Here is a 16,798-nt window from a genome sequence, read left to right as displayed (position 1 = left end):
CTCCAAGATAAGTGATACAATTTTGGGATTAGTTTCCAACTATTTGGGTATAATTTGGATGATTAAAGTTACTAAAAATGAGTTTCGTTTTTGTTTCAAACCAGTGAATAAATCACAACATGAGCTTATTCTTGGGTGGATTCATCAGCCACATATTAATGAATGGCTTCATGGTGAAGGACTAAGTAATACCATTAAAGATATTGATCAATTTTTAAATGATGGGGAGCCGTGGGCTACTCATTGGATAGCCTATGATAATGAAACCCCATTCGCTTATTTAATTACTTCTGAAATAGAGAAATCAGAAGAATATCCTGATGATGCGGTTACACTAGATTTATTTATTTGCAGATTGGATTATATCGGTAAGGGATTATCAGTACAGATGATTCATGAATTTATCTTAAGTCAATTTTCTAATGCCAAAATAGTGCTTATTGATCCTGAGATCTCTAATGAGCGTGCAGTCCATGTTTATAAAAAAGCTGGTTTTGAAATTATTGGAGAATTTATAGCCTCATGGCATCCAGTGCCACACTATAAAATGCAATTGTGTATTGAAATGCTAAAAAATAAAAAGTGTTAGCCTAAATAACTTTTGGTTATGGATACTCTGGAATGACCGAGGTTTCTACTTATAATTTCACGGGCTTCACGATCTATTGCTTTTTCTGATTGAGACAAATATTTAGACGGTTTTCCCCCTTCAATGAAACATTTAAATGGCTGTTTATCAGGCGATAGTTGGCTTGTTATATCGTGATATCTTTTTTGAGCATAAGCATGACGCAGACCATGACAATTTTTCAATCCTAGCTTTTCTGTTTCAGTTTGATATTGTCTCAGATATTGTTTATATGTTTTATTTTTTGGGATCAATGAATGTCCATGCGGTATTTGTTTAATCGCTTTTTCTAGCCATTCCTTTTGTTCTTTGTTGGTAATATCAATGGCTCTTCCAATACCGCCTTTGGTCCAGCTGGGCTTCAATATGAGACGATCTCCTCTCCAAGCCTCACTAATAACCAATTTCATTGACTCCTCTCGACGCAAACCAAAGAGATATTGAGCTTCAAGAGACAGACGTATCATTGGCTCTTCGCATTTTGAGAAGTTTATGTCAGTAATGGCTTTATTATAAGTAGGTATATAATTCCGTTTGTCAATCTGGTAATGATCATTGCTAGGTTTGATCAATTCTGGTTTATTGAGCCAGATGGATAACTTCCTCAGTTTAGACATGTAATTTTTGATAGTGGCTGGGGTTTTACCCTGTTTTTTCCAGTATTGTACTAACACATAAATGTGTTTTGATTTTAGTCCCTTAATATGAGCTACCATAAAGCCTTGCTCGTGTAGATCCTTAATGCAGCGATTCAAGATATGGCGTGTGTCAGCTTTACTGGCATGGGAATATACATTTAGTTCTTTGATGCATTCGTTAATAGAAAATAGTGCGCTTTTCAGTTTTGATTTACTCATGTAGGTATGTCCATAGTGTGTTACGGGATTTTATTCCCAGCTCATCTTGTAAAACCAAGCAGGTTTGGTAGTTACCTAGTATTGGCAGTAAGTATTGATACATTTTCTTGGCATATAAATAACGCCAAGATTTTTTTATGGGTATGTCGAGTTCTATGAGGGCATGATTCCAGCTAAGTTTGAGCCGTTTATAGCTAAAAAATTGTACTAAGCTTTGTCTGTTGGTTAGTTTTTCTAAGTCAGACAAGATGATTTTTTGAATTTCATTTCTGAGGGGGATCGTTCTATCCACCGAGTTAAAAGTGATTTCTCTCGTGAGTGAAAGTTTATGCTCTTTGATATGGACACCTGGCTTAATATGTATTGCTTCACTAAAAGTCAGCCCAAATTCTGTTTGTAAGGCCATAATAATGCGTGATGTCATTTCAGAGAACGATTCCCAGAGGTTGGGTTGCCATTTTAATCGTTGGGGTTTTAGTTTTTTGCGATGCAATTGTAGAGACTTGTTGTCTATATTGGATATTGGACAATTAATATTGTGTAAATAATTTCTGATAATTGTCATGTAACGCATAATTGTTGCGTCTTTAACAAGGTTTCTTTTCCAATATTCAATTAGTTTTTGAATATGCTCTGATTTCATGTCTTGCCATGAAACAGGAACCTCTCCAATACGGAATAAATCATCAATCATCTTTTGTATGACGTATGCGCGTTTTTTCTTTTCTTGGTAGCTCCCTCGGTTATCAAGTTGGAAGTACCGATTTGCAGCTTGTCTTAAGGAATTTTTTCTCATCATCCAATCCGAAAATTCATTTGCCCTGTCTCTGGTTTAGTGTTGGTCGAGCGGCTCACTCAAAGATGAAACCTGGCAAAAGCCATAAAGCTCGAAGTTGGGGGGCAAAACAATCGTTATAAGGCAAACGATTTCGCCGATTTACAACAGTTTTTCTGGTTATTCCTCCTTGTGTTGTTGATTAATAAAAACGACAAAACAATGGGCTTTGTCACAAGTCCATGGTCAAATTGAAATAAATTGACTTAAACTCCCGAGGGAGTTGCCCTGTCGGATGACAGAGATTCCTAGATGGTTTTCCCGACTGAACGTCCAGCCACAGAGTTAGGGAATAAAGTGGCTTTGCACAAGACGTTGCATTACGTTTCGCTGGAATCACACCAGCTCTTCAGTTGTGCTTCATTAAAAAGTAACAAAGTGGTGCTTGCTGCGCAAGGGGTTGAAGGGAAGAATTTTGTCCTGACGCCAGACTGGCGCCAGGACAAAATGCGTTAATGGTTTGATTTTACTCGGTAAAATCATGGTTGGTTTTCTGCGTCACTGCACAAAATTGCAGTGACGCAGAAAAGAGGAGTAGAATACGATGCATTAATGATTGGGTTATTTGTCAAAAGATACCCTGAATCAGACTTACGTTCATTGCCCCTCAAAAATGACACTATAAAGCACTCAATTATCAGGAAAGATACTAAAATGACAATAAAATTCGCGGCAAAGTAAAATGGTTTAATGAAAGCAAGGGTTTTGGCTTTATTGGAAGCGGTGGCAAGGATTATTTTGTCCATTTCAGCGCCCGCCATACAAGGTAGTGGCTTTAAAACGCTTCCTGAAGGAGCAAATGTTCTATTTAAAGCAGGTAGAGGACAAAAAGGGCCGCAAGCAGAGGACGTTGAACTCGTTAAATAATTAAATAACCAAATCAAGGAGGAAGGAAGATGAATAAACGAATTGCTTTAGTGACGGGTGGAACAGGTGGCATTGGAACAGCCATATGCCAAGAGATGCAAAAACAGGATTACCAAGTTGTTGCCTGTTATTTCAAACAGGGCAATCATGATTTGGCAAGAGAATGGCAGACGAAGCAAGCTACTCAGGGATTTGATATCGACATTGTCTACGCGGATATTTCTTCCTTCAATGATTGTGAAAAATTGGTGGATTTGGTTTTAGAAAAATACGGCAAAATCGACGTTCTAGTCAACAACGCAGGTGTTACCAGCGATGCCACCTTGAAAAAGATGACTCCCGAACAATGGCAGGATGTGATCAATGCCAATTTAAATAGCGTTTTTAATATGACGAAAACCGCGCTATCTAATATGTTGGATAATGGTTATGGGCGTATTATCACAGTTTCCTCCATTAATGGACGCAAAGGTCAGTTTGGACAGTGTAATTATGCGGCCAGTAAATCAGCGCTGTACGGCTTCACCAAAAGTCTAGCGCAAGAAGTGGCAAAGAAAGGAATCACCGTGAATACAGTCTCTCCTGGCTACATTAGAACAGAGATGCTCGCCTCCCTGAGGGACGATATTTTAGAGTCGATTATTGCCCAAATTCCAGTTGGACGATTAGGGCACCCTGAAGAAATTGCTCGGACTGTCGCCTTCCTAGCTGATGAACAAAATGGCTTTATCACCGGCGCTAATTTTGACATTAATGGTGGCCAATACATGTAAATAACCAAGTGCCATTCTGGGGAGCAGAACTACTTTTAGTTTATTAGGCCTTGATATTATAGCCGCCATCCACATAAAGGACTTGTCCAGTAATGGATGAGGCTTTATCGGATACCAAGAAAGAAGCCGCTTCACCAATGGCCTCTATTGTAACCAGCTGATGCAAGGGTGCTTCCTTTGCCGCCTTTTCCATCAGCTTATCAAAATCGGATAAACCTGATGCCGCACGAGTATTGATTGGCCCTGGAGAAATGGCATTGACTCGAATTTTTTTACTGCCAAGTTCCATGGCGAGATAATGCACTGAGGTTTCCAAAGCGGCTTTGACTGGCCCCATTAGATTGTAATTTTTTACAACTTTTTCGGCCCCATAATAACTCATGGTAATGATACTCCCGCCATCTACCATCAATGGTTCAGCGGCTTTTGCCAACCGAATGAGCGAATGACAAGAAATATCCATCGCCATCATGAAGCCGTCTTTCGAGCAATCGACAACACGACCTTGTAAATCAGTTTTTGGTGCAAAGGCAATCGCATGGATAACAAAATCAAGACGACCCCAGCAGTCTTTTATTTTCTGAAATAGGCCATCAGATTGTGCCTTATCCGTCACGTCTAAGGGCATAACAATGGGAGATGACACTTTTTCAGCCAAAGGCTGCACATAACTCTTGGTTTTCTCATTCTGATAAGTGATAGCTAGTTCAGCCCCCGCTTCATGTAACACTTTGCCACAACCCCAAGCAATGGAGTGCTCGTTGGCAATGCCAACAATCAATCCTTTTTTATTCTCCATCAGTTTTTACTCCCGCTTGATGTTCAAGAAGCGACATGGCATGAAGTGCCATCATGCGCTCTTCATTGGCCGCAACAACTCGTGTTTCAAAAGGCTTAAGAAATTTCAAATGACGCAAGACAGTGCTTCGCACAAAGGCTGAATTCTCACCAATACCGCCCGTAAACACGATGCCATCAACCCCACCTAGGGTTACTGCCATCATCCCCATGAATTGGGAAGTTTTGAGGCAGAAATACTCTAGTGCAAATTGAGCCCTGACATCCGTACTGTCTTGCAAGGTTTTAACATCATTGCTTAAGCCTGATAAACCAAGAAGTCCAGATTCATTGTAAAGAAGATGCTCAACCTCATCAGAAGACAATCCTAAATGACGCATCATAAATGTCACAGCACCGGCATCAAGGCTCCCGCAACGAGTTCCCATGGGTAACCCATCCAAGGCTGTCATGCCCATCGTCGTATCAACGCTTATTCCATTGCGTATTGCACACAAACTCGCTCCATTGCCGAGATGAGCCGCAATAAGCCGTCCCTCAACTAATGACGGCTCATAGCGTTGCAAGGTGTGAACAATCCATTCATAAGATAATCCATGAAACCCATAGCGACGAATACCTTGCTCCCTTATTTTTTGTGGCAATGCATACTCGGTGAACAAAGCCTCATGATGGGCATGAAACGCTGTATCAAAACAAGCAATTTGAAGTACCTCTGGTTTCAGCGCGCTGATGAGCTCAATGGCTTTCAAATTATGTGGTTGGTGTAAAGGAGCTAATGGGGCTAATTCCCATAATTTCTGCATGACATTTGGGTTGATTACGATACTGTTTTTAAAGAGGGATCCACCATGGACAATGCGATGAGCAACCACAGTTACTTGCCATTGTTCACTCCAATCCTTAATCCAGTTCAAAATAAGACATAAAGCTTCTTCATGCGTACACTCGTCAGAAAGCCTTTTTTTATCAACCTCTGTATTGCCGAGACTTGGTATTGAATCGCTAGCTATAAAAGAAGGGCTCTCGCCAATATCAGAAACTTTTCCTTGAACTAAAAGCTGCGGGTTGGATTGCCTGGAGAAAAGCTGAAATTTGACGCTGGAAGAGCCCACATTAATCACAAGGATACTGGCTGCTTGTACTTGGGTCATTTGATTCGTCCTTTCTTTCGAGCTGCCGCCAGTTTAACAGCCAGTGAGCATGAAAAAAGCCTCGTTCGCAGTGAGTCGGCTCGGCTCACCAGAATGACTGGAACACGAGCACCCAAAACAATTCCGGCAGCATCCGCATGGCCTAGAAAAGTCAATTGTTTGGCCAAAATATTCCCAGATTCGATGTCAGGAACCAAAAGAATATCCGGGTCTCCTGCCACAGAAGAAAGGATTCCTTTTTCTTTGGCTGCCTCCTTGTTAATTGCATTATCAAAAGCCAAGGGACCGTCAAGAATGCCATCATTTATCTGTCCTCGGTCAGCCATTTTGCACAAAATAGAGGCATCTACGGTAGCTTGCATCTTAGGGTTGACGGTTTCGATAGCGGCAAGGATAGCTACTTTGGGCTTTTTATCCTCGCCAAATAATACTCGCCAAAGATTAATAGCGTTTTGGCAAATATCCGCTTTGTCGGTGGCAGTAGGGGCAATATTAATCGCTGCATCCGTAATGATGAGCGGTTTGTGGTAGGAAGGGATATCCATGACATAGGCGTGACTGATTCGATGTTGGGTACGTAAACCAGATGTCGTGGGCACAATAGCCGCCATTAATTCATGGGTGCTTAGTGAACCTTTCATAATGGCGTCAATTTCTCCAGAGGCTGCTAATTCAGCAGCTTTGTTTGCTGCTGCATCACTATGCTCCGTATCAATAACTTCCCACTGTGATAAATTAATATTGGCTTCACGGGCTGCTGTCTTCATTTTGGCCAAAGGCCCCACTAATATGGGATTAAGAAGCCCAGCTTTTGCCGCATCGTTCACTGCTTCCATTAAGCTAGCACTAACCGGATGCACAATGGCCGTGCGGATAGCACCCATGCAACGGCACGCTTTGATTATGGCCTCGAAACGATCATGTCTATGAATTTCAATATGGGGTAGTTGGGTCCGTGCCACCCGTATTTTTTCAGTTGGCGCAAGCACGGTTGCTAATCCCTCGATGACCGTTTCTCCGCGCTGATTAACACCCTTGCAATCAAAAATAGCAACGGGTTTATCAGTGTGCTTGTTTTTAACAATCACAGTAATGGTGATGGTATCGCCTAAACGCACTGGTTTTCTGAATTCAATATCCTGCTTTAGATAAATCGTGCCCGGCCCAGGTAAAACAGTGCCAAGGAGTGCGGAAATGAGTGAACCAGACCACATGCCATGACCGACGATGCCGTGGAAGATATCGCTTTTAGCAAACTTGAGATCCACGTGCGCCGGATTCACATCGCCAGACATGGCAGCAAATAAATTGATATCATCTTGAGTCAGAGTCTTGCTTAGGCTCGCTTGACGACCCACAGCAAGTTCATCAAAGACCACATTCTCCAGATACTCCTTGCCCATCCTTGTTTCCTTCTATTTCTGCAGCACATAAGTCCCTGGAGCAGCAGGTAGTGACATATCCAGTGTGAGTGGTGAAAAACGCTTTGTGGTGGATTGCTGCACTAACCAGTCATGCCATTCTCGCCACCAAGAGTCTTCTCGTTTTTCTGCAATCTCAAGCCAACTCGCGGGGTTGAGATAAGCATCCCCTTTCTTGTGCTCATGGACGCGGTAAGAGCGCCCAGGATGACCCGGTTCACTCACAATCCCTGCATTATGCCCACCACCTGTCAGGACAAACGTGACATCCCCTTCGGTCATGAGATGAATTTTATACACCGACTGCCAGGGTGCTACGTGGTCTTTTTCAGTACTCACCGCAAAAACGGGCAACTGAATATTTTCAGCAGCCACAGGCTTTCCTTCAACCGTAAAGCGCCCTTCGGCAAAATCGTTCTTTAAGAACAGTTTTTCAAGGTATTCACTGTGCATTTTATAAGGCATTCGGGTGGCATCCGCATTCCAAGCGGTTAAATCAATCATCCCACGCCGCATCCCTTTCATGTAGTCTTGAACCATTTTGGACCATATCAAATCGTAAGCGCGTAACATTTGAAACGAACCTGCCATTTGCTTGGTATCAAGATATCCTTGTTCTCCCATCATGTTTTTAAGGAAAGCCACTTGGCTTTCAGTAACAAAGAGCATTAATTCCCCTGCTTCAGTAAAATCCCCTTGAGCTGCAAGAAGGGTGAGGCTATTTAAGCGTTCATCCTTATCTCTTCCCATCGCTGCTGCCGTAATCAGGGCTAACGTGCCACCTAAACAATAACCCATCAGATTAATTTTTATTTTGGGTAGAATAGCTGACACGGCATCAATCGCAGCCATGGCCCCTTGGCGATAATAATTATCCATTCCTAAATCACGGTCTTCTTTATCTGGATTGCGCCAGGAAATGATGAATACGGTATGCCCTTGTCTAACAAGCCACTTCACCAAGGAATTATGGGGAGATAAATCAAGAATATAGTATTTCATAATCCAGGCAGGCAGGATTAATATCGGCTCTTTATACACGGTTTTAGTTTGAGCTTCGTATTGAATCAATTCAATTAAATGATTTTGAAATACCACCCGCCCTGGGGTAATAGCCACTTGTTTACCTGGGATAAAATGTTCAGAACCTGTAGGAAGCGCGCCTGTTAGCTTTTCTACCCAGTCTTCAAATGCAATTTGGCCGCCATGAATGAGATTAAGTCCCCCAGTGCGAATGGCTTCATGAAATAAATCAGGGTTAGAGCACACGAAATTGGAAGGGGATAGGGCATCAAGATATTGTCGTGCCCAGAATGAAACGGTGCGCTCCACCTGTTTGGGTAGACCAGGAACTTTGGTCGTGGCACGTCGCCACCAATCCTCCACCTGCAGGAACCCTTCCGCATATAAACGCCAAGGCATAGGCTGCCAGCTGTCTTTTTTAAAACGCACGTCTTTACCATCAGCAGCACGCTCGACACAAATGATATTATTAATGCAGTCATTGGCATGAAAGACAGGATAAAAGGCCAATTCCCATAATACTTCCGGGGATTGTGCTAATTGCCAAAGCCAGGTGGAATAAGAAGAACCTATCGCTGCAGGACTTATCCCCGCAGTCCATTTAGCAAGATTTGCTTGAAATAACTGACCAAAAAAAGCAAAGAAATTATCTGAAACACCCACATCACTGGGTACACAACAAGAATCTAAACCTTCTGGAGATTCTTCCTGCGGAGTTAATAGAATTTTCTTAGGACAGCATTCCTTTTCTAGTTCATTCATAGCCGATATCCTTGGCTTAAGCTTATATTCAATAAAATATAGTAAATCATAGCACAAAATTTAACCCGCCAATTCCATTTTCAAAGGGTTCTAACACCTTTATTATTACCAAAAAGATGTTTTATAGTTTCAATATCCGTTGAACCGATTAATTCGAAATTATATTAATCATTCTAGATTGTATTTAATCTAATTTATTGTTACAAAACTTTTCAGACGTACACATCAAGCCCCTCAAAAGAATTGAAAAGGAGTTGTCTTTAAATAGCAGGAATCCAATTGATCGAAAACTTTTGTAAAAGTCCCTCCGCTGGTCCAAAATAAATAAAGAGGTTGATTATTCAGGATGGTGGTAACGCATGGACAAGCAAAACATCGACTCGCCTTATCAAATGGGGCGTGATTTTTTTTCTTATCAACTGGATTGTTGGCAGCGTTCTATTTTGTTTTTGGATGCTTTGCGTGAACGTGCCAATAATATGATGGAGCACGAACAACAAGGGTTGCCACCACTGCTTAATTTTAAATACGAATTAGTCCTGGATGGGAAATCATTAGAGCCCAAAACGAATTATGCCTTAGTTAAAATTCTTGAAGTCGGCGATGTTTGTTTTGAAGAGTGTTTTGATCCTCATGCTCATCCGGTCATTATCATTGATCCCAGATCAGGCCATGGTCCAGGGATTGGTGGTTTCAAGCGGGACTCTGAAGTGGGCATTGCACTTCATAGTGGTCATCCCGTGTACTTTGTTATTTTTTATCCTAACCCTGTTCCGCATCAAGCGCTCGCTGATGTCCTGATTACTTTGCGCCATTTTGTTGAAAATGTCCAAACTTGGCATGAAGGCAAATCGCCCATTCTTTATGGTAATTGTCAAGCCGGTTGGATGCTTGCCTTATTGGCTTCTGATTGTGTAGGAACCGTTGATTTGACGGTCATGAATGGCTCACCGGTTTCTTATTGGTCAAACAGTGAAGAAGAAGCCAACCCCATGCAATTATTAGGGGGACTCTTGGGTGGTGCCTGGAGTGCCCGCTTTCTATCGGATTTAAAGGAGGGGGTATTGGATGGGGCGTGGTTGGTCTCTAATTTTGAATTGCTCAATCCAACCACAGCGATTTGGGATAAATATTATGGTTTATTTGATGAAATCGATGAGGGGCGGGAGCGATTTTTAGAATTTGAACGCTGGTGGAATGGTTTTTACCAATTTAGCCAAGAAGAGATAATGGCCACAGTGAATAATCTTTTTATTGGTAATCAACTAGAGCGCGGTGAAATGCAGATTCATAAAGGATGTGTTTACGATTTGAAACGCATTCAAAGTCCCATTGTTCTCTTTGCTTCCCAAGGTGATCAAATTACACCACCGAGGCAGGCTTTGCATTGGATAAGAACTATTTATCCTACTACGCAAGCATTGAAGGAAGCCAAACAGCGGATTGTTTATCTTCTTCACCCCTCCATAGGGCATTTAGGGATTTTTGTCTCAGTCAAAGTCGTTCGCTTGCACCATCGCGCTATTCTAGAGCATCGTGATGCCATTGAGCAATTGCAGCCAGGGCTTTATGAAATGATGATTATTAACCCAACGGGTGATCTCGATTGCAGTAAAGAACAATATCATGTGCGTTTTGAAGAGCGCGAACTCACAGAACTTTGCACAAGTCATTCCACCCAGCCGTTTGACAAGGTTCGTCAAACATCTGAAGCCAATGATTCGATTTACCAAAAAACAACGCAACCCTGGGTGCGAAGCTTAAGTAATCCTTTCTTATCCTGGTGGCTTGAGAAAACTCATCCCATGCGCATGAGTCGCTATGTTTTTTCTGAAAAAGTGAATCCGCTGATGAAAGCAATGGAACTATTAGCCCCACCCATTCATGCTAATCGCCGAATGGCAGCAGAGAACAATTACTTTAAAAAAACAGAGCATGCTTGGGCACAAATGATAAGGGATTCGTTGGAATCGGTCAGAATAATGCGTAATGATTTGATGGCAAATTGGTTTGATGCGCTCTATAAAGACCCCGATTAACGTGCGAGGACGTTAATTCACAGAGCGTATGGCATAAAATTCGTCATCAAGGTCAATCTTATTCTCTAATTCCATGATTTCATGACGTTTTTTCTCATCAAGAAGAGGGGTAGCCTCCCTTGTTTTTTCTTCGTGCTCCTTCTCTACAAAACTATCTTTCGCATTCATAGCCATTCCTTTAGAAACAATCTGGTTTATTGTTGCTATTTCCATAGCCAACCTTTAGCATGGCGCATAACCATTTAATTGACAAGAGTAAGGAATAAAAGAGGCATCCATAGCATGTCCATTAGAATGGGGTATTTTTTATAGGGAAATCAAGGGTGAGGGGGATGTTGGTTCCCCAAACTGGAATAAGGAAAGCATCGACCATGATAGAAATTATACCTAATTGGCACCCCATTTTTGTTCATTTTACAGTAGCTTTATTCACCGTTTCAGTGATTCTTTATGCCGTCATCTATTTGGCCTCTTATAGCCGATGGAACAGGAGTTTGTTTGTTGTCGAATTTGAAATAGTGGCTCGTTGGTGTTTATGGTTAGGCGCATTGAGCGTGATTACCACCGTGTCAGCTGGGTTTTATGCTTTTTATACGGTAAAACATGGCGCTCTGCTGCATGCAGCAAAAGTGATTCACCGCAACTGGGCACTCGCTACAGCGAGTGCTATTGTACTTATGGCTTTTTGGTCAATTTGGCGTTATATTAAAGGCCAAAAACCGACTCTGACCTTCTTAATGGCGTTGTTCATTCTCCAAGTGCTGTTACTCACAACGGCTTGGTATGGAGGGGAATTAGTCTATCGCTATGGGTATGGTGTTCTGCCTGTCAAAGCAGAAAAGACGGTATCGCCGCATTAATACGATTGTCATAGAAGGATGGAAACATGTTACAAAAGGACTTGCGTTGTTCAGTAAGGAACTATTTCTTTATTTTTTCCTTTTTATTGTTCAGTTCTTCTGCTTTGTTTGCCCAGCATAAGCAACACAATGTTTCAACACAAACACTCACCTCTCCCAAGGCAACACCGTCTCAACCCAAACCTGTGAAATACAAAACGGAACAACAACCGTCTAAAAAGCAACCCATTAGTACAGTGAAGCCCCTCACCATGACAGGCGGAGCAAAGCATATCGTCAATTTGGTGGTTGCTTATAAAACGGTAAATTTTGCAGGCAAACCCCGGCGTGCCATTGCCGTCAATGGGCAAATTCCGGCGCCTACGTTACATTTTAAAGAAGGAGATGATGTCACCATCAATGTGTATAACCATTTGGATGAGGGAACATCTATTCATTGGCATGGTCTTTTAGTCCCTTGGCAAATGGATGGGGTGGACGAGGTGAGTCAAAAGCCAATTCCCCCAGGAGGGGTGTTCCATTATCGCTTTAAGCTTTATCAAAGGGGGACCTATTGGTATCATGCCCATGCCAAGGTTCAAGAGCAAGAAGGTTTGTATGGGACTTTTATTATTGACCCACCACACCCACCAAGCTACCACTACACCAAAGATTATGTGGTGGTGTTATCCGATTGGAGCAACACACCCGCCGAACAAGTGCTTGCGAATTTAAAAAAAGACGGTGATTATTACGGTCCTCGATTTCCCCTACAACCCTCTCTTATGAAATTTCTTCATGATTATCGCAAAGCCTCTCCTGAAGAGCGCAAAAAGTTAATCGCTGATTACAAAATGATGCAACAAATGCGCATGAGCATCTATGATTTAAGTGACGTGGCGTACGATGCGTATTTATTAAATGGTCAGCCTAAATCTCATCCCTGGACAGCTCCTGTGAAGGTAGGGGATACTGTGCGTTTACGCTTCATTGGCGCGGGAGCAAGTACCATCTATCGTGTCAAAATTCCTGATGCCAAAGTGGAAATGGTGCACATCCAGGGAAATGATGTGACACCTTATCCCATTGAGGATTTTTGGATTGCACCGGGTGAAACCTATGATATCCTGGTTACAATTCAAAAAAACAAACCTTACATTATTTATGCCGAGTCGATTGACACCCTGGGCAAAGCCTATGGAGCCTTAGTGACCAACTCTAACCAAGCCGTCAACTATCAGCAGGTGACTCCTTTTCCTGAACCACTTCCTGTCACAAGAGAGATGATGGCCAACATGATGAAGTCTATGAATGGCGGGGCGATGGATAGAAACCAACCGCATGGTTTGATGAGCAAAAATAAATCATCAACGGCGATGAAACCATCAATGACCATGCCTTCGCATTCTAAAACAATGAGTTCGCAAAGTGCTAATCACTCCAGGGCCTCCATGACTTCCCAAAAGAAAATGGACAATTTATCAAATCATTCAGTTCACTCCTTACCCTCAATGAAATCCAAATCCTCATTGACCTCGATGAAGAGTATGGACATGCCGGGCATGAATCATGGCACAATGAACAACAATAAGAGGCCTAACTCTACTCAATCGTCTCATTCGATGCCAAAGCATTCTTCTTCAACACAAGGGTCCATGGGCAAAAAAATGGCTCACTCTGCTAATTACAGCGACATGTCTGCAGATATGAAAATGAAGCCTGATATGCCTATGGAGCATGGCATGTCGATGAATGATTCTATGAATATGCAGATGCCTATTGAGCCGACCATCATCGGCGATAAGATAGAGCCACCTGATTCTACAAAGGCCACTACTTTAGGAACCAAATATCAAGAGTTAAAAGGAGCAGTGAAAACCAACAATCCGAATAAACCCGTCGATGGGATTATTAAAATGGAATTGTTTGGTTACATGGACCGTTATATCTGGTTTATTAATGGCCTACCGGAATACAAGGCCAAACCGATTCTGATTGAGCCAGGAAAGCGCTATCGGATTATTTTTACCAATAATTCGATGATGCGTCACCCCATGCATATTCATGGCCATTGGTTTATTTTACGCAATGGCCATGGGGCTTACGATCCTTTATTGCATACTATTGAGGTCGCTCCAGGCGCCACTGCCGTTGCTGATTTTGATACGGAGGCCAGTGGCCAATGGTTTTTCCATTGCCATCATCTTTTGCACATGACGGCGGGTATGGCGCGGGTATTTCAATACACCACCATCATAGAGATTGCCAATGGGACTCGAAAGCCAGAGAATTACGCTTTTCAACAAGCCTATATCAATCGACCTATCGTAAGAGAAGACGAAGTCATGCCACTGGATGCGTCACTCATCAAACACCCTGCAGGGCATCATCAAGGCTTCTATCGCGCAAACTATATCGAACTGGGTGAAGACCCTTTTCATAATGCTCAGGAAATGTCTTTTAGAGGACTCTATGGCCCAGATTACAACAAGCTTCAGCTGTATACTGAGGATGCGGAAATTTATAAAGGAGCTGTTGAAAATGCAGACATCGATGTGTTCTATTGGCATTTGATCAGTCAATTTTGGGCCATTAAAGGTGGGGTCAATTATTTTTATCGCCCGGGAGGACCTTATTGGCAACCCGGTATTGGTATTGAAGGGGTGATGCCTTATTACATTGATACCAACATTAGAACCTATTACCGTGATGGTAGTGTTAAGTTTGACATTCAGTTAGCGCGAGCTACCCAGCTGACCAATAACTTCTTCTTCCTAACGGGGATCCGTAGCATTCTGGCCACTCACACCGTAGTTAAGAATGAGATTGGCAATGGTTTAAATCAAATGCGTTACATCATTAGACCTTATTATCGTCTTAAGCCAGGGCTTAGTATTTTTACAGAGTACGAGCATGATAAAGAGTATGGGACTCTTAAGAGGATTCTTCAAAGCCAGGGAGAGCCCACTACTCAAGACACCGTTACTTTAGGGGTTGCTGTTCTTTTTTAAGAAAGTAAAACCCATAAAAGTACTGATCAACTGTCTTATTTGGAATTCATAAGAATAATATAGTCTAATTCATGATATTAGTCCATCAAGGATGGACATTATCTCATATCAATGAACTGGCTTGTTGATTGGAATATTAGGCTTATTCTTCCCAAGGAAGAGGGCATCCCTCCTCCATCTTTATGACGGTGACTGACTTATATGGCTGGTTATATTTGGCACAACAAACCCTTCTTAACAAAATGCTAAGACCTTTACTCACTCATCAAGATTTGGGAGTGAACTTCCCACTCTTAATGCCCACCATGTCCACCATGTTGCCAGTTTTGTTGGTGCCAATTTTGTTGGTGCCAATTTTGATGCCAGTTATGATGCCAATTTTGGTGATATTGAATCCAATGCCATCGATGTCCATTCCAATGCCACCGGCCATGTCCACCATGAGGTGTCCAGTGAGGTGCATGAGGTACATTGGCAGCCAATATCATAGAACCTAATTGTGAATCATTTTTGATTGAGGTATCAAAGGCAGCAGTTACAGCAGTTGAACCTGCCAAAGCTGCTACAGCAACAAACAGCTTCAACATCTTTAAAGTCCACATACACTGCTCCTTGTAAAGGATGTGATTATGCCATTCTAAACTATTATAAATCTAACATTTATCGCTTTAATTATAGACAAGGCATAATAATTATTCAATTTTTGAACATGTTTTGAGGCATTTCGGGTTATACATTACTGGCGCAATCCTTTATAAGAATGGACTATACTAATTAGATTAATGAGTCAAAGGAGGACACATCATGTCGCCTGCATTTGGGCATCACCCGAGGCCACCAAAACCACAAAACGAGAAGCGCTTTTGGAGTTCTCCTTCTGGCTTGGTGGCCATCGTCATTATTGGGATTATTGGCTATTACTTGATTGTAGAGCATGGTGCGCACATAGCAAGCTTTCTAGGAGCTTCGCCTTTGGTGCTCCTAGTCTTACTCTGTCCATTGATGCATCTTTTTATGCACAAAGGACATGGAAAGCATGGAGAGGACCATCACCATAAATCGGATAACGAGGACAACGATTCTTCTGAGAATAAGGATTGATCGAAATGGAACATACTGCTTATGCTTATGGTTTTTGGTCATTAGTTATTGTTAATTCAGTCATTTTCATTCTGTTTGCCTATAGTTTTACCACCACATTTAAGGCAGGGCGAGATTGGCGCACATTTGGGGCTTTCTCTGCCTTTGTGGCTGCTTATTTTACTGAAATGTATGGTTTTCCTTTAACCATTTATTTATTGTCAGGATGGCTTTCTAAATATTATCCTGGAGTTGATTTGTACGGTCATGACAGTGGCCATTTACTACATACTCTATTTGGCTTGAAAGGAGATCCCCATTTTGATGTCTTTCATATCTTAAGTTTTGTGTTCATCATCGGTGGTCTTTGGGTGATTGCATCAGCCTGGGGTACTCTTTATCGCGCTCAAAAGAATCATCAATTAGCCACGACAGGACTTTATGCTAAAATTCGCCATCCGCAATACGATGGATTTATTCTGGTGATGATTGGTTTCTTACTGCAATGGCCAACCATTCTGACCTTAATCATGTTTCCTATACTGGTCATCATGTATGTGAAACTGGCGCATAAAGAAGAAGAGGAAACTCTTAGGGAGTTTGGGGAAGAATACCAACACTATGCACAGAAAACTCCGGCCTTTATTCCTAAACTGTTTTCAAGCTAGTTCTACAAAGAAAATTATCCTGGTTGAATTTCAGTGAATTAAC

Annotated in this window: 16 protein-coding genes and 1 pseudogene; 9 read left to right on the top strand and 8 right to left on the bottom strand. The window is 42.0% G+C overall.

Translation table 11 applies throughout. The features are described 5' to 3' along the window. The first annotated feature begins 58 nt into the window (after positions 1–58). Complete coding sequence (locus Lery_RS12375; RefSeq protein WP_058527969.1) at positions 59–589, top strand: GNAT family N-acetyltransferase; 531 nt, start codon at positions 59–61, stop codon at positions 587–589. On the opposite strand, the gene Lery_RS12370 is transcribed toward Lery_RS12375, so the two are convergent. Together Lery_RS12370 and Lery_RS12365 are read right to left on the bottom strand one after the other, a co-directional pair. Continuing rightward, entirely contained in the window at positions 586–1,485 is a 900-nt protein-coding gene (locus Lery_RS12370) for a phage integrase N-terminal domain-containing protein (protein WP_058527550.1), read from the bottom strand. The genes Lery_RS12375 and Lery_RS12370 overlap by 4 nt on opposite strands. After that, positions 1,478–2,281: a phage integrase N-terminal domain-containing protein gene (locus Lery_RS12365; RefSeq protein ID WP_058527968.1), complete on the bottom strand. Its 804-nt coding sequence runs from the start codon at positions 2,279–2,281 to the stop codon at positions 1,478–1,480. The genes Lery_RS12370 and Lery_RS12365 overlap by 8 nt, the downstream gene beginning before the upstream one ends. 291 nt (positions 2,282–2,572) lie before the next feature. Here Lery_RS12365 and Lery_RS12360 point away from each other — a divergent pair, with 291 nt between their 5' ends. From Lery_RS12360 to phbB, 3 genes and pseudogenes are all read left to right on the top strand, one after another. Then, positions 2,573–2,776 (top strand): hypothetical protein, encoded by a 204-nt coding sequence (locus Lery_RS12360; protein WP_058527549.1) that lies wholly within the window; start codon positions 2,573–2,575, stop codon positions 2,774–2,776. A 209-nt stretch (positions 2,777–2,985) separates the two neighbouring features. Beyond that, positions 2,986–3,187, top strand: a pseudogene (locus Lery_RS15110) (cold-shock protein). Between the two features lie 29 nt (positions 3,188–3,216). Next, on the top strand, positions 3,217–3,960 hold the full coding sequence (gene phbB, locus Lery_RS12350) for an acetoacetyl-CoA reductase (protein ID WP_058527547.1): 744 nt from the start codon (positions 3,217–3,219) through the stop codon (positions 3,958–3,960). A 43-nt stretch (positions 3,961–4,003) separates the two neighbouring features. Here phbB and fabI read toward each other — a convergent pair whose 3' ends face one another. From fabI to Lery_RS12330, 4 genes are read right to left on the bottom strand one after another with little or no spacing between them, the layout of a single operon-like run. Then, complete coding sequence (gene fabI, locus Lery_RS12345) at positions 4,004–4,759, bottom strand: enoyl-ACP reductase FabI (protein WP_058527546.1); 756 nt, start codon at positions 4,757–4,759, stop codon at positions 4,004–4,006. Further along, complete coding sequence (locus tag Lery_RS12340; RefSeq protein ID WP_058527545.1) at positions 4,749–5,912, bottom strand: acetate/propionate family kinase; 1,164 nt, start codon at positions 5,910–5,912, stop codon at positions 4,749–4,751. Before Lery_RS12340 ends, fabI begins: the two co-directional genes overlap by 11 nt. After that, positions 5,909–7,315, bottom strand: coding sequence for a bifunctional enoyl-CoA hydratase/phosphate acetyltransferase (locus tag Lery_RS12335; protein ID WP_058527544.1), 1,407 nt, complete (start codon positions 7,313–7,315; stop codon positions 5,909–5,911). Before Lery_RS12335 ends, Lery_RS12340 begins: the two co-directional genes overlap by 4 nt. A 12-nt stretch (positions 7,316–7,327) precedes the next feature. Then, entirely contained in the window at positions 7,328–9,118 is a 1,791-nt protein-coding gene (locus Lery_RS12330) for a PHA/PHB synthase family protein (RefSeq protein ID WP_058527543.1), read from the bottom strand. Positions 9,119–9,477: 359 nt separating this feature from the next. Here Lery_RS12330 and Lery_RS12325 point away from each other — a divergent pair, with 359 nt between their 5' ends. Then, entirely contained in the window at positions 9,478–11,157 is a 1,680-nt protein-coding gene (locus Lery_RS12325) for a DUF3141 domain-containing protein (protein WP_058527542.1), read from the top strand. A gap of 12 nt (positions 11,158–11,169) precedes the next feature. Here Lery_RS12325 and Lery_RS12320 read toward each other — a convergent pair whose 3' ends face one another. After that, a complete protein-coding gene (locus Lery_RS12320) occupies positions 11,170–11,370 on the bottom strand; it encodes a hypothetical protein (protein WP_058527541.1) in 201 nt (66 codons plus the stop codon). Between the two features lie 119 nt (positions 11,371–11,489). Between Lery_RS12320 and Lery_RS12315 the strand changes: the two genes are divergently transcribed. Together Lery_RS12315 and Lery_RS12310 are read left to right on the top strand one after the other, a co-directional pair. Further along, positions 11,490–12,017, top strand: a complete 528-nt coding sequence (locus Lery_RS12315; RefSeq protein WP_058527540.1) for a DUF2231 domain-containing protein — start codon at positions 11,490–11,492, stop codon at positions 12,015–12,017. 26 nt (positions 12,018–12,043) lie between these two features. After that, positions 12,044–15,007: a multicopper oxidase domain-containing protein gene (locus tag Lery_RS12310; protein WP_058527539.1), complete on the top strand. Its 2,964-nt coding sequence runs from the start codon at positions 12,044–12,046 to the stop codon at positions 15,005–15,007. 293 nt (positions 15,008–15,300) lie between these two features. On the opposite strand, the gene Lery_RS15105 is transcribed toward Lery_RS12310, so the two are convergent. Further along, on the bottom strand, positions 15,301–15,609 hold the full coding sequence (locus Lery_RS15105; protein ID WP_061477146.1) for a hypothetical protein: 309 nt from the start codon (positions 15,607–15,609) through the stop codon (positions 15,301–15,303). Between the two features lie 202 nt (positions 15,610–15,811). On the opposite strand from Lery_RS15105, the gene Lery_RS12305 reads away from it, so the two are divergent. Beyond that, positions 15,812–16,108 carry a DUF2933 domain-containing protein gene (locus Lery_RS12305; RefSeq protein ID WP_058527538.1) on the top strand — a complete coding sequence of 99 codons (297 nt, stop codon included), beginning with the start codon at positions 15,812–15,814 and terminating at the stop codon, positions 16,106–16,108. A gap of 5 nt (positions 16,109–16,113) precedes the next feature. Then, positions 16,114–16,755: a methyltransferase family protein gene (locus tag Lery_RS12300; protein ID WP_058527537.1), complete on the top strand. Its 642-nt coding sequence runs from the start codon at positions 16,114–16,116 to the stop codon at positions 16,753–16,755. Positions 16,756–16,798: the final 43 nt, after the last annotated feature.

The sequence above is a fragment of the Legionella erythra genome (genome assembly GCF_001467615.1).
GTDB classification, from domain to species: Bacteria; Pseudomonadota; Gammaproteobacteria; order Legionellales; family Legionellaceae; genus Legionella_C; species Legionella_C erythra.
Note: the sequence above shows the minus strand (reverse complement) of the source record. Positions and strands in the feature narration are given on the sequence as shown.